Annotated in this window: 23 protein-coding genes; 8 read left to right on the plus strand and 15 right to left on the minus strand. The window is 35.6% G+C overall.

Annotation, left to right across the window (positions count from 1 at the left end; all coding sequences use genetic code 11):
• Positions 1-11: 11 nt before the first annotated feature.
• The 4 genes from LKL37_RS05025 to LKL37_RS05040 are packed head-to-tail and all read left to right on the plus strand — an operon-like array spanning position 12 to position 2,180.
• Positions 12-377 carry a response regulator gene (locus LKL37_RS05025; RefSeq protein ID WP_431609497.1) on the plus strand — a complete coding sequence of 122 codons (366 nt, stop codon included), beginning with the start codon at positions 12-14 and terminating at the stop codon, positions 375-377.
• Positions 378-1,208 carry a CheR family methyltransferase gene (locus LKL37_RS05030; protein WP_431609498.1) on the plus strand — a complete coding sequence of 277 codons (831 nt, stop codon included), beginning with the start codon at positions 378-380 and terminating at the stop codon, positions 1,206-1,208.
• Between the two features lie 23 nt (positions 1,209-1,231).
• Positions 1,232-1,789 (plus strand): chemotaxis protein CheB, encoded by a 558-nt coding sequence (locus tag LKL37_RS05035; protein WP_431609499.1) that lies wholly within the window; start codon positions 1,232-1,234, stop codon positions 1,787-1,789.
• A 19-nt stretch (positions 1,790-1,808) separates the two neighbouring features.
• Complete coding sequence (locus tag LKL37_RS05040; RefSeq protein ID WP_431609500.1) at positions 1,809-2,180, plus strand: response regulator; 372 nt, start codon at positions 1,809-1,811, stop codon at positions 2,178-2,180.
• Positions 2,181-2,232: 52 nt separating this feature from the next.
• Here LKL37_RS05040 and LKL37_RS05045 read toward each other — a convergent pair whose 3' ends face one another.
• A complete protein-coding gene (locus LKL37_RS05045; RefSeq protein ID WP_105703792.1) occupies positions 2,233-2,520 on the minus strand; it encodes a hypothetical protein in 288 nt (95 codons plus the stop codon).
• A gap of 105 nt (positions 2,521-2,625) precedes the next feature.
• On the opposite strand from LKL37_RS05045, the gene LKL37_RS05050 reads away from it, so the two are divergent.
• Entirely contained in the window at positions 2,626-3,300 is a 675-nt protein-coding gene (locus LKL37_RS05050; RefSeq protein WP_105703791.1) for a MarR family winged helix-turn-helix transcriptional regulator, read from the plus strand.
• 322 nt (positions 3,301-3,622) lie between these two features.
• On the opposite strand, the gene LKL37_RS05055 is transcribed toward LKL37_RS05050, so the two are convergent.
• Entirely contained in the window at positions 3,623-4,393 is a 771-nt protein-coding gene (locus LKL37_RS05055) for an alpha/beta hydrolase (RefSeq protein ID WP_431609501.1), read from the minus strand.
• 8 nt (positions 4,394-4,401) lie between these two features.
• A complete protein-coding gene (locus LKL37_RS05060; RefSeq protein WP_431609502.1) occupies positions 4,402-5,511 on the minus strand; it encodes an epoxide hydrolase family protein in 1,110 nt (369 codons plus the stop codon).
• Between the two features lie 347 nt (positions 5,512-5,858).
• Here LKL37_RS05060 and LKL37_RS05065 point away from each other — a divergent pair, with 347 nt between their 5' ends.
• Positions 5,859-6,500 carry an NAD(P)-dependent oxidoreductase gene (locus LKL37_RS05065; RefSeq protein ID WP_431609503.1) on the plus strand — a complete coding sequence of 214 codons (642 nt, stop codon included), beginning with the start codon at positions 5,859-5,861 and terminating at the stop codon, positions 6,498-6,500.
• Between the two features lie 171 nt (positions 6,501-6,671).
• Here the strand turns inward: LKL37_RS05065 and LKL37_RS05070 are convergent, their stop codons facing one another.
• Together LKL37_RS05070 and uvrA are read right to left on the minus strand one after the other, a co-directional pair.
• The gene (locus LKL37_RS05070; protein ID WP_431609504.1) at positions 6,672-7,439 is read right to left on the minus strand and encodes a methyltransferase domain-containing protein; all 768 of its coding nucleotides are present in this window, start codon (positions 7,437-7,439) and stop codon (positions 6,672-6,674) included.
• Positions 7,440-7,520: 81 nt separating this feature from the next.
• A complete protein-coding gene (gene uvrA, locus LKL37_RS05075) occupies positions 7,521-10,313 on the minus strand; it encodes an excinuclease ABC subunit UvrA (protein ID WP_431609505.1) in 2,793 nt (930 codons plus the stop codon).
• 589 nt (positions 10,314-10,902) lie between these two features.
• On the opposite strand from uvrA, the gene LKL37_RS05080 reads away from it, so the two are divergent.
• Complete coding sequence (locus LKL37_RS05080) at positions 10,903-12,714, plus strand: TonB-dependent receptor plug domain-containing protein (RefSeq protein ID WP_431609506.1); 1,812 nt, start codon at positions 10,903-10,905, stop codon at positions 12,712-12,714.
• Between the two features lie 71 nt (positions 12,715-12,785).
• Entirely contained in the window at positions 12,786-13,502 is a 717-nt protein-coding gene (locus LKL37_RS05085) for a DUF2490 domain-containing protein (RefSeq protein WP_431609507.1), read from the plus strand.
• Here the strand turns inward: LKL37_RS05085 and LKL37_RS05090 are convergent.
• The 10 genes from LKL37_RS05090 to LKL37_RS05135 all read right to left on the minus strand — a co-directional run bounded on the left by LKL37_RS05090 (position 13,499) and on the right by LKL37_RS05135 (position 23,020).
• Complete coding sequence (locus LKL37_RS05090; RefSeq protein ID WP_431609508.1) at positions 13,499-13,945, minus strand: phosphohydrolase; 447 nt, start codon at positions 13,943-13,945, stop codon at positions 13,499-13,501. The two genes, LKL37_RS05085 and LKL37_RS05090, sit on opposite strands and share 4 nt — an antisense overlap.
• 79 nt (positions 13,946-14,024) lie before the next feature.
• A complete protein-coding gene (locus tag LKL37_RS05095) occupies positions 14,025-14,360 on the minus strand; it encodes a YegP family protein (RefSeq protein ID WP_431609509.1) in 336 nt (111 codons plus the stop codon).
• Positions 14,361-14,388: 28 nt separating this feature from the next.
• Positions 14,389-14,700, minus strand: coding sequence for a hypothetical protein (locus LKL37_RS05100; protein WP_431609510.1), 312 nt, complete (start codon positions 14,698-14,700; stop codon positions 14,389-14,391).
• 148 nt (positions 14,701-14,848) lie between these two features.
• Positions 14,849-16,624, minus strand: a complete 1,776-nt coding sequence (locus LKL37_RS05105) for an acyl-CoA dehydrogenase family protein (RefSeq protein ID WP_431609511.1) — start codon at positions 16,622-16,624, stop codon at positions 14,849-14,851.
• A 33-nt stretch (positions 16,625-16,657) separates the two neighbouring features.
• The gene (locus LKL37_RS05110) at positions 16,658-17,203 is read right to left on the minus strand and encodes a hypothetical protein (RefSeq protein WP_431609512.1); all 546 of its coding nucleotides are present in this window, start codon (positions 17,201-17,203) and stop codon (positions 16,658-16,660) included.
• A 13-nt stretch (positions 17,204-17,216) separates the two neighbouring features.
• Positions 17,217-18,398: an acetyl-CoA C-acyltransferase gene (locus tag LKL37_RS05115; RefSeq protein WP_431609513.1), complete on the minus strand. Its 1,182-nt coding sequence runs from the start codon at positions 18,396-18,398 to the stop codon at positions 17,217-17,219.
• A gap of 117 nt (positions 18,399-18,515) precedes the next feature.
• Positions 18,516-20,909: a 3-hydroxyacyl-CoA dehydrogenase/enoyl-CoA hydratase family protein gene (locus LKL37_RS05120; protein ID WP_431609514.1), complete on the minus strand. Its 2,394-nt coding sequence runs from the start codon at positions 20,907-20,909 to the stop codon at positions 18,516-18,518.
• A 54-nt stretch (positions 20,910-20,963) separates the two neighbouring features.
• Entirely contained in the window at positions 20,964-21,416 is a 453-nt protein-coding gene (locus tag LKL37_RS05125) for a MarR family winged helix-turn-helix transcriptional regulator (RefSeq protein WP_105703816.1), read from the minus strand.
• A gap of 165 nt (positions 21,417-21,581) precedes the next feature.
• On the minus strand, positions 21,582-22,505 hold the full coding sequence (locus tag LKL37_RS05130) for an ABC transporter ATP-binding protein (RefSeq protein WP_431609515.1): 924 nt from the start codon (positions 22,503-22,505) through the stop codon (positions 21,582-21,584).
• A 20-nt stretch (positions 22,506-22,525) separates the two neighbouring features.
• On the minus strand, positions 22,526-23,020 hold the full coding sequence (locus tag LKL37_RS05135) for a GxxExxY protein (protein ID WP_431610437.1): 495 nt from the start codon (positions 23,018-23,020) through the stop codon (positions 22,526-22,528).
• Positions 23,021-23,113: the final 93 nt, after the last annotated feature.

Here is a 23,113-nt window from a genome sequence, read left to right on the forward strand (position 1 = left end):
ATAAAATTCTGATGAGTAAGAAAATTTTAATTGTGGATGATGATCCACGCAATATATTCGCATTGAAACTAACCCTTAAGGCTCGTGGATATGCAGTTGAAACCTGTACCATGGCTCAGGAAGCTTTAGATATGCTAAAGGCTGATCCTCAGTTTTCAGTGGTGCTTATGGATATGATGATGCCTGGAATAGATGGTTATGAGGCAATAAGGATCATAAGAAACACTCCTGAAATTAAAAATGTTCCAGTTGTTGCGGTTACTGCACAGGCAATGCCTGAAGACCGTCAGAAATGTATTGAGGTAGGAGCTAATGATTATGTTTCGAAACCAATTGACGTAGAACTTTTAATGATGGCAATAGAAAAACTTTCATAGATGCTGGAACCAAGTATCGTAAAAGATAAAGAAGTAGAACATCTGATTAATGATGTCTATGAAATGTATGGCTACGACTTTTCCGGTTATAGCAGGGCTTCGTTTAAAAGAAGGGTAAATCGTATATGCCTTTTAGACAGATTTACCAGTTTCGCGGAACTTAGGTATACCATTATGAATGATGCAGAATATTTAAAACGTTTTGTAGAAGAAGTTACGGTAAACGTTACAGAAATGTTTCGGGATCCTTCTTTTTTTAAAGCATTGAGAGAGAAAGTTCTGCCTCAATTGGGTACTTATCCGCTGATCAGAATCTGGATTGCAGGATGTTCCACAGGTGAAGAAGCATATTCCATTGCTATTTTACTGAAAGAGGCAGGTTTATATGATAAATCCCTGATTTATGGTACAGATTTGAATCCTGCTGTTCTTGAAACAGCCAGAGCCGGTGTTTTCCCGTTATACCAGATGAAATTGTATTCTGAAAACTATATGCTTTCAGGAGGGAAACGCGATTTTTCAGATTACTATACAGCCAATTATGACAGTGTAAAATTTGATAAAAGCTTACAGGAAAAACTTATTTTATCGACTCATAATCTGGTGTCAGACAGTTCTTTCAATAGCTTTCAGCTGATTATCTGCAGAAATGTTCTGATTTATTTTGATAGGGAGCTGCAGGAAAGGGTATTCAAGCTTTTTGACAACAGTCTGGAAAATTTAGGTTTTCTGGCTCTTGGAGCAAAAGAAACACTTCGGTTTTCTACCATTGAAAAGAATTATCATCAGGTGGAAGATCAGAAAATCTGGAAAAGGCTTGATCATCATTAATAAATACTGCTATGAAATCACAGATGAACATTGAACTAATTGTTATAGGAGGATCGGCAGGAAGCCTGCAGGTCATTATTGAAATGATCAAAAATCTTGATGATACTCTGAAAATCCCAATAGTTGTTGTGCTTCACCGTAAAGCCCAATCCGGAGATATTTTGCGGACTTTATTGCAGCAGTTTACTAAAATACCAGTGATAGAAGTGGAAGATAAAACTGAAATAAATAACAATGCCTTATATATTGTTCCTGCTGATTATCATCTGCTGTTTGAGAATAAGAAAAATATGTCATTAGACAGCTCAGAAAAAATGAATTATTCCCGCCCTTCAATAGATGTTACCTTCAGATCGGCAGCAGAGATTTATGGAGAGCATATGGTTGGAATTCTCTTATCCGGAGCCAATGCTGATGGGGTAGAAGGCTTGTGCTATATTCAAAAAAATAACGGACAGGTTTGGATTCAGGATCCTGAAACGGCAGAAGTGGAATATATGCCCAAACATGCCGTAGAAGAAATTGATTATGATCTGATTATCACACCGGATAATTTAGCAGATTATATCAATCAATTGTAATAAGAATAACCTAAATAATATGAACAAAAAGAAAATTTTAATTTTTGATGATGATGCTGCCATTTTAGAAGTGATTACCATCATATTTGAAGAAAATGGCTACGATGTAAAAATTTCAGAAACTTCACATGATATTTTGGAAAAAGTAGCAGAATATCATCCTGATGTTATCCTGATGGACAACTGGATTCCTAAAATAGGAGGAGTGGAAGCTACAAAACTTCTTAAAAGCAGTGAAGAATTTAATCATATTCCTGTCATTTATGTTACGGCAAATAACGATATCGCTGCTTTAGCTTCCGAGGCGCAGGCAGATGATTATGTATCAAAACCTTTCAATCTGGATGACCTGGAAGATATGGTGGCAAAACACATAAAAGAACAGGTATAAACCTTGCAATTTTTTCAAAAACCAAAATCTCTCAAATGTTGAGAGATTTTTTTTATTTATTTTTCAATGTAGAAATCATTTGATTTTTTGTCAGATGATAACTGTTGACATTATGAATTAAAGAACGTAATAAAAGATATAACTGTGGATTTCCAATAGTGGTATCAGAAAATGTCTGCACCAGAATTAATTTTTTTGAAACAATATTGTGTGCAGTAGTGTACTCGTTACTAAGATCAATGTCAATATTAAATTCAGTTTTTACTTTGAAATTAAAATACTCATCTATTAAATGCTTATCATTAATCAGGTCTAATGGTTCTGTTTTAGTTTCGTCCATAATGTTGATAATTACACTTTAAAATACAAAAGTTATACCGTATAAACTAAAAATAAAGGAGATTATCATAAAATAAAGTATATTTGTATACTATTTTAACGGCAAATGAATTTTCCTCTTATTAAAGACTTTATGACGCTCCTTGAGCAATTTGAATCGAATGCCAATCCTGATTCTTATCCTAGTACCATTGAAGGTTTTAGGTCCTGGATTTCTGATGAAAAGAATATTCAACAGGTGATAAATGTTGAAGAGCCCTACTGGGAGGGTAAAGAAAATGGAAGAACACCGGAAAGTGCAATAAGTACATTATTGGTACATCTTAACCGATATGCAAAAACCTACTCGAAATCTGCCATATCAGATTCTGAATTTTCTACTCAGGAAGACTTTATCTATTTAATCAATTTAAAGGCTTTTGGTGAAATGACCAAAATGGCACTCATCAAAAAAAATATCCATGATAAGCCGGTTGGTATGCTTATCATTACAAGATTGCTGCGTCAGGGACTTATAGAACAGACAGATTCTGATTTGGATAAACGAAGCAAACTAATCCGAATTTCTGAAAGAGGATTAATGATTCTGGAAAAACAAATGGAGAAGATTCGCCAGGCTACCAATATTGTAGCAGGAAATCTTAATCATAAGGAAAAGATGGATCTGATCCGTATTTTAAATAAACTTGACCGTTTTCATTACCCCATTTTCTCTCGAAACATCAATGCTGATGAGCTTATCAATACTGTGTATGATGAATATGCATTCATCAATTTATAGGAATTACAAAACAGTAACAATCATTGTCTTAAGGCAGTATACATAAAAGAATCTACCCTTTAGGGGTAGATTCAGTAGATAAATACATCTCATTTTTTTAATTAGACAACAATAAAAAGCACAGCCGACAATGCTGTGCTTAAATTTTTATTTCAAATTTAATTGCAATTTCAATGGTAGTAAGAAAAGCAAATAAAGTTTCCACTTCGATGTTTATTACATAGTAAATGTAGTAATAAATTTAATACGAAATATGAATTTAATGTTAAAATTCACAAGTTATCCACAATTTATTGTGGATAACTTATAGGCTTATCTGAGATTACTGTTCAGAAAGGTATTTTAAAACAAAATTAGTCAAGGTTTTTTTCTCTTTATCAGTTCCCTTATTGTCCATGTGTCCATGATTAATTAGAGTAGGCTGTACCGTCATCTGATACTTTCTCTGTTCTTCTTCATTGGGTAATACTCCTTCATCAGCCGGATAATCATTGGATCGTAAAGTATACACTTTAGGAACGGATGTTCTCGGCAGAAACATTCTCCGGTTATCCATAGTGATCAGTTTATAGACGAGATTAGGATGCTGGTTGACGAATAATGCTGCCATATCACCTCCATTAGAGTGTCCTATAAGTGTCAGATGTTTGTAATCGAGTTCTGGTTTTGTCTTTTTAAGCTCATTCAGTACAAACAGAATATGATCTGAGCCATTTTGCCAGAAAGGTCTTCTTACGATCTGTAAATTTCCTTCTGTCGGTAAAAGACTGTCTGTTGTAAGCTCATGTTGAATGCTTACTGTAAAATAACCTTTTGAAGCCAGTTTTTCCGTTAAATAAGAATATACAAAATAATCTCCGCCTTTATTAAATCCATACCCATGATTAAAGATAATGACTTCCTGATTAGAAATCTTTTTATTTGTTTTAGGATAATAAAAAGCAACAGGAATCTTACGGTTTCTGCTTGAATCAAATAGGGTTAAAGTGTCCATTTTTACTTCATAATCATTACTTTCAGTATTTTTCTTTTGTATAGAACAGTTCATCATCAAAAGAGAAAATGGAATAAGAGCGGATAGATTGTACTTCATGAATTATTTTATTGTGCAGAATAAAAGAATGATCTTAGTTCATCTGCAAATATATGAGGTAATTCCAATGCGGCAAAGTGACCGCCCTCATTCATTTTTTTAAAACTCGTCACATTCACAAAACGTTCGGCCCATTCTTTTGGAAACTGAGCTTCACGGGGAAATACAAGTACTCCGGCAGGGACATTGCTTTTTTGATGAACCTGTGTGCCACTCCATAAAGCAGCTGCGTCTTCTTTGTACATTCTGGCTGAAGAACCTATGGTTTGAGTGACCCAGTAGATCATAATATTGGTAAGCATTTCATCTCTTCCGCCAAATGCAGTTTCAATCAATTCCGGAGGAGCTCCTGCATTGGTAAAGCTTATGATCCAGCCTGCAAGTCCGATAGGAGAGTCGTTAAGACCATAAGCCAACGATTGGGGCTTGGTAGACTGTACCATGGCGTAAGCTCCTTCACTGTACCACCACTGCTGTACAAACTGAGCGAATGCCTGTTCATCTTCGCTCATTGTTGCCGGATCTTCCTGACCGGTAGGATATCCTACATCTGTAAGATGAACGGCTTCCAGTACTTCAGGATATTTTGAAGTCAATGCTTTTACCACTCCCATGCCTATATCCCCTCCGGCAGCACAAAATTTTTCATATCCAAGTACTTCAGTCATCAGCTTTTTCCAAAGATCAGCAACTCTTTCACTGCTGACCGCTGTTTTGTCAGAAAAGCCAAATCCCGGAATGGAAGGAATAACCAGATCAAAACTCTGTTCACCTTCTGTTAGCAAAGGAATAATTTTATGAAAACGGTAATAGCTGTCCGGCCAGCCATGAGTAAGGATCAGCGGTTTTGGATTTGAGCCTTTTCCTCTTATGTATTGAAAATGAATCAAAATTCCGTCTATCAGGGCGATATACTGAGGATGTTGATTCAATTGCTGTTCATGCATTCTCCAGTCGTAATCGTTGATCCAATAGTGGGCAAGTTCTTTCAGATAAGTTTCATTCGTGCCGTAGTTCCAGCCAGAGTTTTCAGGTTCTCCCGGCCAGCGGGCATTTTGCAGACGGTTTTTAAGATCGGTTATAACCGATTCAGGAATGTTTACTGTAAATGGTTCCATATGATTATATTTTATTGGTGTAAGTGTTGTTTTTGGAAAATATTGATAGTAAGATGGTTATCAAAGTTAAAAACTTTCTCTTTTAATAAATGTTGTCAAAATCATAAATTTTTTAATTTTTTAATGATAAAAAATAGGTAACTTTAATTCATTAAAATCTCGTAATACATATTACTATTATCAGGTGTTATTTTTTAAACCCTGAACATCTTAGGTTCAATTTTCTGAGCCCAATACCTCTATTATATCATCATTAGGCAAAGACAAATTGTCATTTGCTGTTTCAATGGTCATTAGCGTTTAATCAGCTGTTGATTATTGATATTTAATATTAAAAAAAAATCATTATGAAAACCTATAAAATTGCCGTAATCGGCGGAACCGGAAAAACCGGACAATATCTGGTACAAAACCTTCTTGAAAAGAGATATTCCCTCAAACTTTTAGTAAGACATCCAGAAAACTATACTCTTCAGAATCCGTTAATTGAAGTTGTAAAAGGGGATGCAAGGGATGAAGCTGCAATCTATACCTTGATTAAAGGAGCTGACTTTGTAATAAGTACTTTGGGGCAGCCAAAAGGAGAGAAATCTATATTCAGTGATGCTGCAAAAAATATCATCTCTGCAATGAATCATCATGGGATCAGGCGTTATATTGTAACCACTGGTCTGAGTGTAAATACAGCATACGATCATAAAAATGAAAGGATAAAAATGGCTACAGACTGGATGTACCAGAATTATCCTGAGACAACAGCTGACAAACAAAAAGAGTATGAACTTCTTTTGGAAAGCAATCTCGACTGGACGTTGGTAAGATTACCGCTGATTCATCTTACCGAGGGAAATTTTCCAACGGAAACAAGTCTCACAGACTGTAAAGGTGAAGGCATCAGTACTGCAGATCTGGCGGAGTTTTTGGTTTCTCAGATCGAGGATTCTGAGTATATCAGGAAAAGTCCGTTTTTGTATAATGTGAAAGAGTAAAGTGTTTTAATTGATCAACAGAAGCAGTCGTTTCAGAAATGTCATTCTGAATGAAATAAAATGTAATGAAGAATCTCACTCATTAGCCAGTAATAAGATTCTTCCTTCGTCAGAATGACACCATTCAAACTATTCGAATTTTGAGACGACTGCTTATATTTCTAAAACTTTTTATTTTTTACGTCCATACATCAGAATACGCTTGAATGCATAGATGGCCGGATATTTTGTAAATCTTTTTGCGATACGCGATTTAAATTCAGAGATAAAATTTTCTTTCTGTACCCCTTCCAGACGTTCCTGATAAGGCAGTAATGCTGTTCCTGAAATAAAGGCGTATAAGGCTTCATGATCATCTGCAATAATGGGATAAACCTTCTGAAATATTTCTATATCCTCAATTCCGTTATCAAATAATATCTGTGCATACTCATCCATTGAAAGCACTGGTGAATCACGGTTGAAATGATTTAACTGTGATACATAAGGTTCTTCATCTGCCATTTCCGATAGAATCTGATTCAGGATATTTTCTTTCTGAACCGGCATTTGTATGGCTAACTGTCCGTTCTGTGAAAGCAATCCAATGATTTTAGGAAATAGTGTTTCGTGATCATCAGCCCATTGTAATGCTGCATTACTGAAGACAAGATTCCATTTCTGATCAGACTGCGCTGTTTCTTCAATGGATTGAAGTTTAAAATGAAGATTATCATTCTTAAACTTTTTAGATTTTTCAAGCATTTCTGCCGATGAATCTATTCCTAAAAATGTGGAACCTGTCAGTTTTTCAGCCAGAATAGAAGTCTGTTCTCCGGTACCACAGCCTAAATCAATGGCTTTTATGTTATTTTCAGGCTTGATTAATGCTGCTAAATCGTAAAAGGGTTTGTAACGTACATCTTTGTACTGATCATATAATTCAGGATTCCAGGGCATAAAAATATTTTTTGTAATGGGTTAATAAAGATAGAGAATCTTAATAAAAAATCGGCTGTTTTTAAAAACAGCCGATTGTATTTATTGTTCCAATTTTTCTTTGATATATTTTGCGGTGTGAGACTTTTTATTTTTAGTCAGATCTTCAGGTGTTCCTGCAAATACCACTTCTCCACCGTGTTTTCCGGCTTCCGGACCTATATCAATAATATGATCAGCGCATTTGATGATGTCTGGCTGATGCTCAATAACAATCACGGAATGTCCTAGTTCGATCAGCGCCTGTAATGATTTCAATAATTTTTGAATATCATGGAAGTGAAGTCCTGTGGAAGGTTCGTCAAAGATGAATAACGTTTTATCCGTGGTTACTCCTTTTACAAGGAATGAAGCCAGTTTCACACGTTGTGCCTCACCACCGGAAAGGGTAGAAGAGCTTTGTCCCAGCTGCAGATAACCTAAACCTACTTCCTGCAAAGGTCTCAGTTTCGTTACAATTTTGTCTTCATTGTTATCTTTAAAGAACTCCAACGCTTCATCTACGGTCATATGAAGAATATCAGAGATATTTTTCTCATCAAATCTTACTTCAAGGATCTCATTTTTGAATCGTGTTCCTTTACAAACCTCACATTCAAGCTCAATATCTGCCATAAACTGCATGGAAACATTGATTACTCCTTCTCCTTTACATTCATCACATCGTCCGCCATCTACGTTGAAGGAGAAATGTTTAGGTTTATAACCCATCATTTTGGCTACTTTCTGCTTGGCAAAAAGATCACGGATATCATCGTAAGCTTTCAGATACGTTACAGGATTTGAACGGGATGATTTTCCAATTGGGTTCTGATCAATCAATTCAATATTTTTGATCAGCTTTTTCGGGAATTCTACAGAATCATAGTCTCCTTTTTTACCGCCCATTCCAAGCTGAATCTGAATGTCATTGGTAAGAATTTCTTTCATCAGAGTAGATTTTCCACTTCCTGAAACTCCTGAAATGACTACCAGACTTTCCAAAGGAACATCTACATCTATATTTTTAAGATTATTCTGACGTGCTCCTTTTATGTGAATCCACTCTTTTGCTTTTCTTCTTTTCTTCGGAACTTCTATTTCAAGCCTTCCGGTAAGGTATTCTGAAGTAAGGGTGTTTGCCTTTTTCAGATCTTTATAATCTCCGGCAAATACCAGCTCACCACCAAGATAACCTGCTTCCGGACCAATATCAATAATATAGTCAGCAGCTCTCATCACATCTTCGTCATGTTCCACCACAATTACGGTATTTCCAAGGTCGCGAAGGTTTTTCAATACTTCAATCAAATTTTCCGTGTCTTTAGAGTGCAACCCGATAGAAGGTTCGTCTAATATATAAATAGAACCTACCAAAGAACTTCCTAAACTGGTTGCCAGGTTGATTCTCTGACTTTCTCCTCCTGAGAGAGTATTGGATGTTCTATTTAATGTTAAATATCCTAATCCAACCTTTAATAAGAATTCCAGGCGGGTTGTGATTTCGTAGATTAATCTTTTCGCTACTTCTTTGTCATGATCTGAAAGCTTTAATCCATTGATTACAGGAGCCAATTCATCCAAAGGAAGTTCAATCATTGACTGGATATTGTGTCCGTCAACTTTTACCCAACTTGTTTCTTCACGCAGTCTCAATCCTTCACACGTAGGGCAAAGGGTTTTTCCTCTGTAGCGCGAAAGCATTACTCTGTACTGGATTTTATACAAATTTTCTTCAAGCATTTTGAAGAAATTGTTGATGCATGGGAAATTGCCTTTTCCGTCACCTTTCCAAAGGAAATTTTTCTGTTCTTTTGTTAATTGGTGATAAGGTTTGTGAATAGGGAAGTCACCTGCTTTTTTGATGAAGTCTTTTTTCCATTCGCTCATGGTTTCTCCTCTCCAGCAAACTATAGCATCTTCGTAGACAGACAGTGTTTTGTTAGGAACTACAAGATCTTCGTCAATTCCGATTACTTTTCCATATCCTTCACATGCCGGGCAAGCCCCATATGGGTTGTTAAAGCTGAAAAAGTGAACGTTGGGTTCAAGAAACTCCATTCCGTCCAGTTCGAATTTATTGGAGAATTCCTTTACTTTTTCAGTATCGGTGTTCTTTAATGAGCAGTAGCCGCGTCCTTCATAAAATGCCATTTGAATAGAGTCTGCAAGTCTTTGTAAAAAGCTTTCATCTTCTTCATAGGAGAAACGGTCAATGACAAGGTTGATTGCCATTCCTTTTTCAGGAGTGAAACCAAAGCTTTCCAGATCTTCAATACCAGCTACATTTCCACTGATTTCAAGTCTTGTGAAACCTGCCAGTTTTAAAATATTCAAAGTTTCTTTAAAATTGTCTGCATCATATTCCAAAGGAGCAGTCAATAGAAAAGAAGTATCTTTTTTAGAGGCTTTAATAAAATCAATCACATCAGAAACCGAATCTTTTTTCACTTCTTCTCCGGAAACCGGTGAAAAGGTTTTACCAATCCTTGCAAATAAAAGCTTCATATAATCATAGATCTCTGTAGAAGTTCCCACAGTAGACCGCGGATTGGAAGAAATTACTTTCTGCTGGATGGCAATAGAAGGTGCAAGTCCTTTGATGTCATCTACTTTTGGCTTTTCTAATTTTCCTAAGAATTGACGGGCATAAGAACTTAAGCTTTCAACATATCTTCTCTGTCCTTCTGCATAAATAGTATCAAAAGCTAAAGACGATTTACCACTTCCTGAAACTCCTGTAATAACAATCAGTTTGTTCTTTGGAATCAGGACATCTATATGTTTCAGATTGTTAAGATGTGCATTCTTAACGAAAATCTGTTTTTTTATATCTATTTCTGTTGTGTTAGCCATATTTTGTTTATTCATAAAAAGACTGTACAGCATTCAGGCTGTCAGTAATGGTGTTTTGCCACAGAACATTCCGGGGCTGTCATCAATTGAACTTTTTAATATATTCCTCAAAAATTATCATTGAAAAAGAATATTTTCATCATAAAATTAAGACCCACAAAATTACGAATTTTTAGTGAAAATTTTATGCTTATCTTATTGTTAAAAATTATTATTGTAAACGTTAAATAAGACGAAAAAATGAAAATATTTCCATAGGAAAATAGTAAAAATGAGTATGTTTTGTTGACTTATTGTTATTTTACTGTTTATTTTACAGTATTTTACAAGACTTTGCAAAATACATTACGTTTTTTTATTTAAGTATTGTTTTATGTTTTAAAATTATTTAAAATTGTATCCGTAAATATGTAATATAGAAATGAGAAAATTATTCAGAGATCTAGTTACACATTTAATGAGAAAAAGATAGAATTACTCCCTCACACAGATGCAGCATTACGCTGCATCTTTTTTTATGACAACTATCATTTGCCTGTCTTGGTGAACTCCCTTACTTTTGGGATCTTAAAAAACTACGGAAACGATTATGATCAAAAAGATAGGAAGTGCTTTTTTTCTGGGATCTTTACTTTGGGTAAATGCACAGGAAAAGACAATGGATATTGAAAGCATTGAATTTCAGGGGAAATTTATCTCCACACCATATAAAAGTGCCAATCAGAACATCAGTGTCATCACCCGAGAAGAGATTGTAAATTCTCCGGCTAAAAGTATTGATGAAATTCTTCAGCAGGTGCCAGGTATGGATATCAGAAAGAGAGGAGCTAATGGGGTGCAGAGTGATATCAGTTTCCGTGGAAGTTCTTTTGAGCAGGTTCTTCTGCTTCTGAACGGAATCAGGATGAATGACTCCCAAACCGGACATAATAATATGAATATTCCGGTAGATCTGGATGACGTGGAAAGAATAGAAATCGTAAAAGGACCTGCTGCCAGACGTTTCGGACAGAATGCTTATGCCGGTGTTATCAATATCATTACTAAAACGAGCCCCGGGAAAAAAGTGAAGATCAGTGCAGATGGTGGAGACTACAGTACTTACGGTCTTGGATTCAACGCGCAGATTGGAAATGAAAAATTCACGAACTCTCTTCAGGCAAATTCTGCTTCTTCAGAAGGTTATATGTTCAATACTGATTATGAAATCAGAAACGTATTTTATCAGGGAAAACTGAATATCAAAAATGGAGATGTAAGAGTACAGGCAGGTTTTTCTGAAAAGAAATTCGGAGCGAATGGCTTTTATGCATCCAGTGCTGCCACAAAACAGTATGAGGAAACGCAGGCATCTATTGTAAGTGTTGCTCATCAGCAGACTTTTGGAAAACTAAAACTTAATTCTAATGTATACTGGAGAAGAGGTCAGGATATGTACCTTTATGACAGATGGAACCCAGATTTTTACCGAAATATGCACATCGGAAATAATGTTGGCGGAGAAGTGAATTCCAGTTATCAGTGGGGATTGGGAACAACCGGAATTGGAGTTGAACTTAGAAAAGAATTTTTAGCGAGCAGTAATCTGGGTAACAGAAACCGTTTTGTTTCTCAGGTTTTCTTTGAGCACCATTTTTCATTGCTGGATAAAAAACTGAATATTACTCCGGGAATTTCATGGGCAAACTATTCAAAAGAAGGAAACTTTTTCTATCCTGGGCTGGATGTAGGGTATAACTTTAATCCTAATCATAAAGTGTATGGTAATATCGCAAAAGTACACCGTATTCCGACTTTTACCGATCTTTATTATGTGAGCAAAACGGAACAGGGAAATCCTGATTTACGCCCTGAAAATGCTGTGTCATCAGAGGTGGGATATCAATATCATGATCGTAAAATTTTAGCCAAAGTAAGCGGGTTTTTAAGAAACTCCAGCAACTCTATCGACTGGGTGAAAAAAGATATAAATGATAAAATCTGGTTTGCAGAAAATGTAGGAGATATCAGAACCAAAGGGATTGAAGCAGAATGGAGCCACAGACCAATAGACTGGTTAAAGTATACAATTGGATACACTTATATCGACAGCAAATATGAAGAAAAAAATGGTCTGGTTTCAAGATACATTCTGGACAATCTGAAACATCAGTTTATTTCTAAATTAGAGGTCAAATTCCTGAAAAACTTTACCAATGAGCTTGTTTACCGTTACAATGAAAGAGTAAATCTGGGAACCTATAATCTTGTAGATGAGAAACTAAGCTTTGCTAAAAAAGACTATTCGGTGTATGTGCTGATTAACAATATTACGAATACACAATACACGGAGGCGTTTGGGGTAGCAATGCCGCAAAGGTGGTTCCACATTGGGTTTTCTTATACGATTAATATTAAGTAGATGTTAATTTGATGTGAATAAAAGTTAATATTAACAAATTGTTAAAAAATATACATTTGCAAAAATTTTTTATGAAACGTCTTATAGGCTTAGGTTTATTACTTGGAATTTCTTTTTTTAAAGCACAGGAACACATTTCCAGCTTCAATGCAGTGACTCTGACCTATAAGTTTCATCCAAAATTTTTCCTTTATGCTGAAGGGCAGATACGTGGTAATGAAGATTATACCTACCCTGATTATTATGAGATAAAGGGGGGACTAGGGTATAATCTTACCAAAAATCATAAACCTTTTGTGGGACTTGGAAGATATGTAAATTATAAAGATCACAGCTTAAGCAGAGAAGAGTTCAGGGTATGGCTGCAGGACGTTATTGATATCAAGAAAGGTATCGTAAAGTTTGAAAACCGTTTCCGTGTTGAAAAGAGCTGGTTTTATGAGCCCAAAACAGATCAGACTTCCCAGAGAATGCGTTACAGATACCGTCTGAACGTAAGTGTTCCTTTAAATTCCAAAACCATCAAGAAAGGAACTGTTTTCGCTAATGCTTATGACGAAGTTTTCTTTGTCTCTCCGATGAAGCCTACTTTTGCCAGAAACAGGGTTTATGGCGGTTTCGGCTATCAGATCGATGATTATTTTGGAATCGTAAGCGGATATCTGTGGCAGCGTGAATTTGAAGCAAAAGGGAATAAAAATTTACATTTTGTTTACCTTGCTTTAAACATCAATATTGATGGAACAGACCACCACACGAAGACTTACGATTTCCCGGGTGCAGATTAATATTTCTCTATCAGATAGCGATACGCTTTCAAATATTTATTAAATCTCTTAATGTCTTTAGGGGTAAGCTCTCTGTTTACTCTTCTAAGATCCATATTGTCTCGAAGATCATTAATTTTTACAGCAACAGAGAGAAGAGATCTTTCTGTTCTTTTAATGAATTCATCATAATCCTCTTCCGGATCAAATTTTGTAAGGCAGCTGATGGCGAAAATCATGTATTCAGGGAAGCCTTCAGATCTTAAATAATCCAGGCTGAATTCCTCCGGATGATCTTCTACTACATCATGCAGTACTCCTACGATCTTTTCATCCAGTGTTTTACCATATTCCATTACGCGCATTACATGGGCAATGTATGGGGCATGGTATTTATCAGTTTGTCCTTTATGAGCCTTATCGGCTATTTTGATTGCTTTATTCAGTAATTCTTCTTTTGTCATTTCTAATGAAAAATAGAATACAAAAATAAAAAATGCCTTAAAAACTAAGGCATTTTTATTAAAATTATTTCAGATGATTTTATGAATTGATTTCATCCTCTATAGGAGCGTGTGGAGCATTGTTTTTTACAGATTCTATTCCATTTTCCATACCATTGTCAGATTCATACATCTGGCTGGTTCCTATGATCTGCCCGTTTCCTGCTTTAAGATTAAAATAACATCGGCCGTCATTGGCGGTATTTCTTTCAAATTTTGAATCTTCCTGTGAATTGGTTTTTACAGATCCGATTCCGTTTTCGCAGGATGGCTTTGTACTGTAACCCTGACTGGTTAAAATAACCTGTCCGTTTCCTGCTTTAAGGTTAAACTGAAAGTCTCCGTTTATCCTTTTAGAGATAATAAATTTTCCCATGGTAATAGTTTTGAGTTTGGTGTTGTGATTATTTGGATGGTATTAGTTTTTTAGGTTTCGCCAGTATTTTGTCTGGGGTAATGGCATTTAAAATTTTGTATTGTGAATAGTCCTTTGAAGATTCTTTTAAGGCAAGATATGCAATTGTATCACCAGGCTTTTTTACCAGCATTTTATACAGTCCTTTCTGCTGCTGAGTAGAATTCAGTCCAAAATTTTTAAACAAATCTTTATTCTGAATTTTTGCGGTATCTGCTTTAGGAAAAGGGATTAGTTTATCCCGTTTTTGTGCTGTCAGAGCAGCCGATATAAGGAGTAGGGGAAATAATATAATTTTCATGTGTTATTTAATTTTAAATAAAAATAATAATTTTTTTTTGAATAAAGCCATTGAATGTCAGTAAATTCAACGATAATGGCAATAAACACGGTGAAAAATAAAAGCGCCTCAAAGATTGAGACGCTGAATCAAATTTATGTTATTAAGACTAATAAGCTCCTTTTTCGATATAGTGAGCAGCTACTTTTTCAGTAAGCGCTACTACATTCGGGTGATTGGCATATTTAGTGAATCTTCTTAATCCTGAAAGCATCATTCTCTGCTCATCTCCTTCAGCGAAAGAAACAATTCCTTCTTTAGCCGCAGTGATGATTTTCTCAACAGCTTTGTAAAGGTTCAACTGGGCCATAGCTGCTTCTACAGATTCAGGAGAGAAGTGTTTCTCTGCTCTTAATACTGCAGATTCTGCCATATAGATCTGATTAAGAATTTCAGATGCATTCAATAATAAATGTTGCTGCTTCTCAATATCCATCATGTATTTCTGAAGAGCAGCTCCGGAAACCATTAAGAATACTTTCTTAAGGTTAGCAATAATAGCTTTTTCTTCACTCATGAATTCTGAATAATCAGGAACTTCAAATGAAGGGATGCCCATCAATTCTTTGCTGATTGCCATTGCAGGAGATAAAAGGTCTAATTCACCTTTCATTGCTCTCTTGATAAGCATTCCTACAGCTAAAAGTCTGTTGATTTCGTTGGTGCCCTCATAAATTCTTCCAATTCTTGCATCTCTCCAAGCAGACTCCATTGGAGTATCTTCTGAGAATCCCATTCCTCCATAAATCTGAATTCCTTCATCAGCTGTATTTTGAGTAAGATCAGACACAAAAACTTTTAAGATAGAAGCTTCAACTGCAAATTCTTCAACACCTTTTAATTCAGCTTGTTGATGATCCATTCCTCCTGCAACCAATTCAGCAATTTTATCTTCTACATTTTTTGCTAAACGATAAGAACCTGCTTCACTTACGAAAACTCCGGTAGACATTTCAGCAATTTTCTTTCTGATAGCCCCAAAAGTTGAAATTGAAACTCCAAATTGTTTTCTTTCGTTTGCATACTGAATAGAATGGTTTAAAATTCTTCTTTGTCCGTCAAGATTTGCAGCAGCTAATTTAATTCTACCAACATTTAATGCATTCAAAGCGATTTTGAAACCATTGTTTCTTTCTCCTAACATATTTTCGACAGGAACTTTCATATCATTAAAGAAAACCTGACGAGTCGAAGAGGAGCGAATCCCTAATTTATGTTCTTCTTCACCAAAAGATAAGCTGTTTGGATCTTCTAATTCTGAACGGTTGATGACAAAACCTGTAATGTTTTTATCATCATCAATTTTAGCAAATAAAGTGAAAGTATCAGCAAAACCTGCATTGGAAATCCACATTTTTTGTCCGTTGATGATGTAATGTTTTCCGTCATCAGACAATTTTGCTCTTGTCTTTCCTGAATTGGCATCAGATCCGGCATCCGGTTCAGTCAAACAATATGCTCCAAATTTTGTTCCGGTAGCTAAATCCGGAAGATATTTCTTTTTTAATTCTTCACTTCCGTAAAGAAGAGTTGGAAGAGTCCCGATTCCGGTATGTGCTCCATAAGCTGTTGCTAATGAGCCATTTCCTCCTGAAACATAATCACACGCCAGCATTGTGCTCACAAATCCCATTCCAAGGCCTCCATATTCTTCTGGAACTGTAATTCCCAAAAGTCCCATTTCACCTAACTGACGCATTGTTTTTTCGGTCAATTCATAGTCTTTTTTCTCAAAACGGTCATGATGAGGAATTACTTCTCTATCTATAAATTCTTTCGCAGAATCACGAAGCATTTTTTGTTCTTCACTCAGTTCTTCAAGACTGAAAATTTCGTTTGCAGGAATTTGTTTGATTAGGAATTCCCCGCCTTTTAATGTAGCCATATGTTATTTTGTTATTTAAATTTTTTCTTAAGACTATTCAATAATTCTAAACATATCGTGATGTTTTAAAGAATATTTAAGCTTAATTTTTTGATTTAACTTGTATTTTTTATTTTGATTGCTTAATTCAAATTGATAATTTTTCTTATCGACTTTATAATTTAAGTATGCAACAGGTTTTTTACCATTTTTTAGTGAAATACTATCCGTCTTAATTATTAATCCATCAATATTTATTGTTTCAGAAGAATTTAAAATATTATTTTTTCTATTTTCAGAAAGCCCCAGTGATATGAGAAATGTGCTAAAAACTAAAAAAATCAGTATAAGAACATATATTGTAGTTAGAACAATATATTTAATCTTTTTCATGGGATATAAAATGAAACTTTCAGGATTTTCACCAATAATCTTTTCAAACGTAGACATTGTTAATACAATGTAGCTAAACATTAATAAAAGAAGTAAGGCAAGATATAGTATTATACTACTTCCATACTCTACATTATATCCAAAGAAATAAATTACTATTATGACTAATAAAATAACAAGTATTGAAATTCTTTTACCCGTTAACATTCATTTTAAAAAATTAAAGCAGTTCAAAAATAGAAGCCGCTCCCTGTCCGGTTCCTACGCACATAGAAACCATTCCGTACTTGTTGCCACGTCTTCTCATTTCGTCAAGAAGTTGAACGGTAAGTTTTGTTCCCGTACATCCAAGCGGGTGTCCAAGAGCGATAGCCCCTCCGTTTACGTTTAAGATGTCAGGATTTAAACCTAATTCTTTTTTAATAGCAACTGATTGAGATGCAAAAGCTTCGTTAAGCTCGATCAAGTCGATGTCTTTTAATTCAAGACCTGCTTGTTTCAAAGCTTTTGGAATAGCATAGATGGGACCCATTCCCATGATTCTTGGCTCTAATCCGGCAGCTGCATAAGCTACTAATCTTGCTTCAGGCTCCAGTCCTAATTCTTTTACCATTTCCTCACTCATTACCATTACGAAAGCTGCTCCATCACTCATTTGAGAAGAGTTTCCGGCCGTTACGCTTCCTCCGTTGGCAAATACAGGTCTTAATTTTGCTAAACCAGCTAAAGAAGTATCTGCTCTAGGCCCTTCGTCTACTGAAAAATCAAACTTTTTAGTCTGCATTTTTTGATTTTCATCCAGGAAATTATATTCTACAGGAATCGAAACAATCTGGTTGGCAAATTTTCCTTCCTGATTAGCTTTTAAAGCCTTCATATGAGATTCAAAAGCAAACTGATCCTGTTCTTCTCTGGTAATATTATATTGTTTTGCAACTTCTTCCGCAGTATATCCCATTCCCCAATAATAATCAGGGTTTGTTTTTGCGATATCCGTTTCAGGAACCGGCTTGTAACCTCCCATAGGGATGTATGACATAGATTCCGTACCACCTGCAATGATGCAGTCTGCCATACCAGCCTGGATTTTTGCAGAAGCAATAGCAATCGCTTCACTTCCTGAAGCACAGTATCTGTTTACAGTTACTCCCGGAACTTTATCGGTATTTAACCCCATCAAAGAGATCAGACGTGCAACGTTCAGCCCCTGTTCAGCTTCCGGCATTGCATTTCCTACGATAAGGTCATCAATTCTGTTTTTATCTAATTGTGGTAGCTCTGCCATTAATTTTTCAATAACGGTAGCCGCCATTACATCAGGTCTTGTAAATCTTAAACTTCCTTTTGGAGCTTTTCCAACGGCAGTTCTGAAACCTTTTACTATGTATGCTGTCTTTGACATTGTTTTATTGTTATTTGTTATAAAAATTAACCATACGGTTTGTCATGCTGGAAGCATCTATCCAATGTTTGGATTCCTTCGGAATGACAAAGTGTTCGTTAATTATTTTTGAAATTATTAGTTTCTCAAAGGTTTCCCATTTTGCAACATGTACTGAATTCTCTCCAGAGTTTTTCTTTCTCCACAAAGCTGAAGGAAGGTTTCTCTTTCAAGATTCAATAGATATTGTTCAGTTACAACCGTTGGTTCAGATAGATTTCCACCTACCATTACGTTGGCCAGCTTATCAGCAATTTTCTTATCGTGTGCAGAAATGAAGTTTCCGGTTAGCATCTGGTCCGTTCCTACGTAGAACATTCCTAATGCATCTTTACCAAGAACTGTTACTTTTTGCTCGATTGGCTGAGTATATCCTTGTTCTGCTAGTAGTTTTGCTACTTTTTTAGCTTCAGCAATCTGTCTGTTTTTGCTTACAGAAACAATGTCTTTCCCTTTTTCAAGGATTCCCATGTCATAAGCTTCATAAGCGGAAGTAGCTACTTTACCCATTGCGATGTTCATGAAAGCATCACGAAGTCTGTTATTTTTAACATCATCGCTGTGGAATTCTCTGGAAGTTCTTAAAGTCAATTCTTTAGTACCACCACCACCAGGGATTACACCCACTCCGGTTTCTACAAGTCCGATATATGTTTCTGCGGCTGCCACCACTCGGTCTGCATGCATGGTCATTTCGCATCCTCCACCTAAAGTCATACCGTGAGGAGCTACAACTACAGGAATTGAAGAGTAACGTACTCTCATCATTGATTTTTGGAAATAAGCGATTGCCATATTCAAGTCATCCCAATCCTGCTCAATAGCCATCATAAGGATCATAGCAAGGTTAGCTCCTACAGAGAAGTTAGCCCCTTGGTTTCCAACTACTAATCCGTCGTAGTCTTTTTCAGCTAAATCAATCGCTCTGTTTAATCCATCAAGGACTTCGCCTCCAAGAGAGTTCATTTTTGAACGGATTTCGAAATTGATGATACCATCTCCTAAATCTTCAATAGCAGCACCGGAATTGCTCCAAAGCGTTTTATTTTTTCTGATATTATCTAAGATGATGAATGCATCCTGACCAGGAATTTTGTTGTATTCTCCTGAATTCTTGTCAACATAAATGCTTTGTCCTTCGTCATTAACTTTATAGAAAGTCTCTACATTTTTTACCCAGTCCGAAACTTCATATCCTGCATCTTTTGCCAGTTCAATACCTTTCTGAACACCTACAGCATCCCAGATTTCAAATGGACCATTTTCCCATCCAAAACCGGCTCTCATGGCATCGTCTATTTTATAAACTTCATCAGAAATTTCAGGTACTTTGTGCGAAACGTAAGCAAATAATGCTCCTAAAGACTTTCTGTATAATTCACCCGCTTTATCTTTACCACCAATTAAAACTTTGAATCTGTCAATTGGTTTGTCTATAGCTTTTGTTAATTCTAAAGTTGGGAATGATGATTTTCCTTGCAGTTCATACTCTAAAGTATCAAGGTTTAATCCGTGAATTTCAGATTTTCCTTCTGCGTTTTTCACTTTTTTGTAGAAACCTTGTTCTGTTTTTGAACCTAACCATTTATTATCCATCATTTTCTGGATATAAGCCGGAAGGGCAAATACATCATTGAAGTCATTCGCTTCAGCACCGCTTTGGCGAACCCCGTTGGCTACCATTACCAAAGTATCAAGACCTACAACATCAGCTGTTCTGAAAGTCGCAGATTTTGGGCGCCCTATTACGGGACCTGTTAATTTATCAACATCAGAAACGGTAAGTCCTAATTTCTGTACATTGTGAAGAAGATCCATCATAGAGAAAACCCCAATTCTGTTGGCGATGAATGCTGGAGTATCTTTGGCTAAAACGGTTGTTTTACCTAAGAATTTCGCTCCATAATTCATATAGAAATCGATGATCTCAGGAGCTGTATCGTTAGTAGGGATAATCTCTAAAAGAGGAAGGTATCTTACCGGGTTGAAGAAGTGTGTTCCTGCGAAGTATTTTTTGAAATCCTCGCTTCTTCCTTCTGTAAGGAAGTGGATAGGAATACCGGACGTGTTAGAAGAAATCAATGTTCCCGGTTTTCTGAACTGTTCAATCTTTTCGTACACAGACTTCTTGATGTCAAGTCTTTCTACTACTACTTCAATGATCCAGTCTGTATTTTTTATTTTCGGCAAATCATCATCGAAGTTTCCGATTTTAATTCTGTCTGCAAACTTTGGTGAATAAAGAAGTGCAGGACTTGCTTTTTTAAGTTTTTCAAAGTTTTCGGAAGCAATTCTGTTTCTTACTACCTTATCATCTTTGGTCAAACCTTTTTTCTGTTCAGCTTCTGTAAGTTCAAAAGGAACAATATCCAAGAGTGATACTTCAACGCCGATGTTGGCGAAGTGAGCCGCGATACCGCTTCCCATAATTCCTGAACCAAGAACCGTTACATGTTTGATTCTTCTTTTCATATGTAAATTTTTATTTTTATAAGATTAGACAAAGCCCAAGGGTCTCATCATAATTTATTTTCTGTTGTTTAATAATTCGTTTGCTATTTTCATGATTTCGGTCATCACGTCTTTGAAGGCCTCAAGCTTTTCCGGAGCTATTTTCTCCATTACCTTCTTGTTGAAGTTCACAACGACTTCCTTCGACATGTTTCTGGAGTTCAATCCTTTATCTGTAAGCTTAATGATAACCTCTCTTTTATCAGTGGTTGTCTTTTCTTTATAGATATATCCGTTATCTTCCAGAAGCTTGATGATTCTCGTTAGTGAAGTGGGTTCAATAGCCATCTTTGGACCAAGATTGGTACTCCGGGTTCCTTCTTTGGGATCAATTTTAAGAAGAGTGAGTGCCTGTACCGCTGTGGAATCATGTTCCTGGGCTAATTCTGTGTACATTTTAGAGACAGCCAGCCAGGTCTGCTTTAAAATTAAATCTACGTTTTCTATTTTTTCCTTATTATTATCCATCATTTTTGCGCCAATGGTTTTACCCAAATTTAGTAAATATTATGCATGCATAGTATTTACTAACGTTAAATTTTGTTAATGGTCTGGAAATAAACAGATTAAATTATATGACTAGCATAATACTATGCATGCATAGTATGTGAATTAATCAAATAAAATGTAGTATTAATGAATGTTTGAAACTAAATTGATGATTTTTTCAAAAGATTCACATTGATAAGTGTTCGAATCTTTAGTAATTACCCAAAAATCGTTCTGAAACTTGAAATTAAGGTCAGACAGATCTTTTTGGAAGTTTTTTTGAAGCAGAGAATACAACATTTCCTTGTGAAACTGCGGTGCCGAGATAAAAGGGGGAATAAAAGTCTCATTGATTTGAAATAATGAAGCATTGGTAAGTTCTTCATGCTGGATCAAAATGTCCTCAACAATCCCCGAATACAGATGCTTTTCCTTTACATACCAAATTTTGTCTGCAAACTCTTTAGCCAACCGCCAGTCATGGGAAGAAAACAGAATAAGTTTGTTCTGTTCTTTAGCCAGTCTTCTCAAGGTTTTTAGAATAATGATCTTGTTTTTTTCATCAAGATGGGTAGTAGGCTCATCCAGAATGATGATAGGCGAATTTTGCGTAATAGCGCGCCCGATAAATGCTTTTTGAAGGTTCCCGTCCGACAGGTTTTTCAAAAGAGTATATCTGTATTGGGTCAGATCCAGTTCTTCAATAATATGAACAATTTCTTCACGGTCTTCTTTTTTTAACTCAAAATAAAAAGGGTAGTAGATGTATTTTCCCAAAGAAATAAGATCTTCAACCGTATAATGCTGCGGTATAACCGATTTTGAAAAGACAATTGCAATATTCTCCGCAATTTCTTTTACTGAAAGGTTTTTTACATTTTTCCCATTGATCGCAATTTCTCCATTCAGTAAAGGAATCTGATGCAGGATAGATTTAATCAATGTTGTTTTTCCTACACCGTTATTACCAATCAGCAGGCATACATCACCAAGCTTCAAATCTGCATTGGCATTGGAGATTAGTGTTGTATTGTAACCGATATCTGATTGTTTGATCTGTAGGTGCATTTGCAAAAGATTAAAATCTTTTACAAAAATAATGTTTTAAAGCGCAAGGGATTTGACTTTGCTTCATTTTTATTATATAAATTATTTACAATTCTTGTTACTCCATTTTTGAAAACATCAGATTGAAAGTTGAGCAGCATGCCTAATTTACAGTTTGACATTTTTAAATAGGTAAGGAGTTGTGCTTTATGAGTTGGGTTGATGTAATCAACCGCTTTTATTTCCAGAATTACTTTGTTCTCAATCATCATATCAAGTCTGAAAGCATTCTCTATTCTCAAATCTTCATAAATGATCGGAAGTAATTTTTGCTTTTCTACATGAATATTCGATTTTGTTAGTTCATAGAACATATATTCTTCATATACATGTTCAAATAGTCCTGCTCCAAGCTTTTTATGAATCTTTAAACCTGTTTCAAAAACTATTTTTGATAATTCATTTTCTGTTATTTGTGGTGTTTGTGTTAAGTTTAAATATATGAATAGTTGCTTAATAATTACAATGACTTTTATTAATTACTCTTAGAAGGTATTGTTTGTATGTTTGTTGATACGAAATGTTGGGTAAACGCGAAGGCGCAAGAACATTTCGACTTCGCTCAATGT

Source organism: Chryseobacterium sp. 'Rf worker isolate 10', from assembly GCF_050753305.1.
In the GTDB taxonomy this organism is placed as follows: Bacteria; Bacteroidota; Bacteroidia; order Flavobacteriales; family Weeksellaceae; genus Chryseobacterium.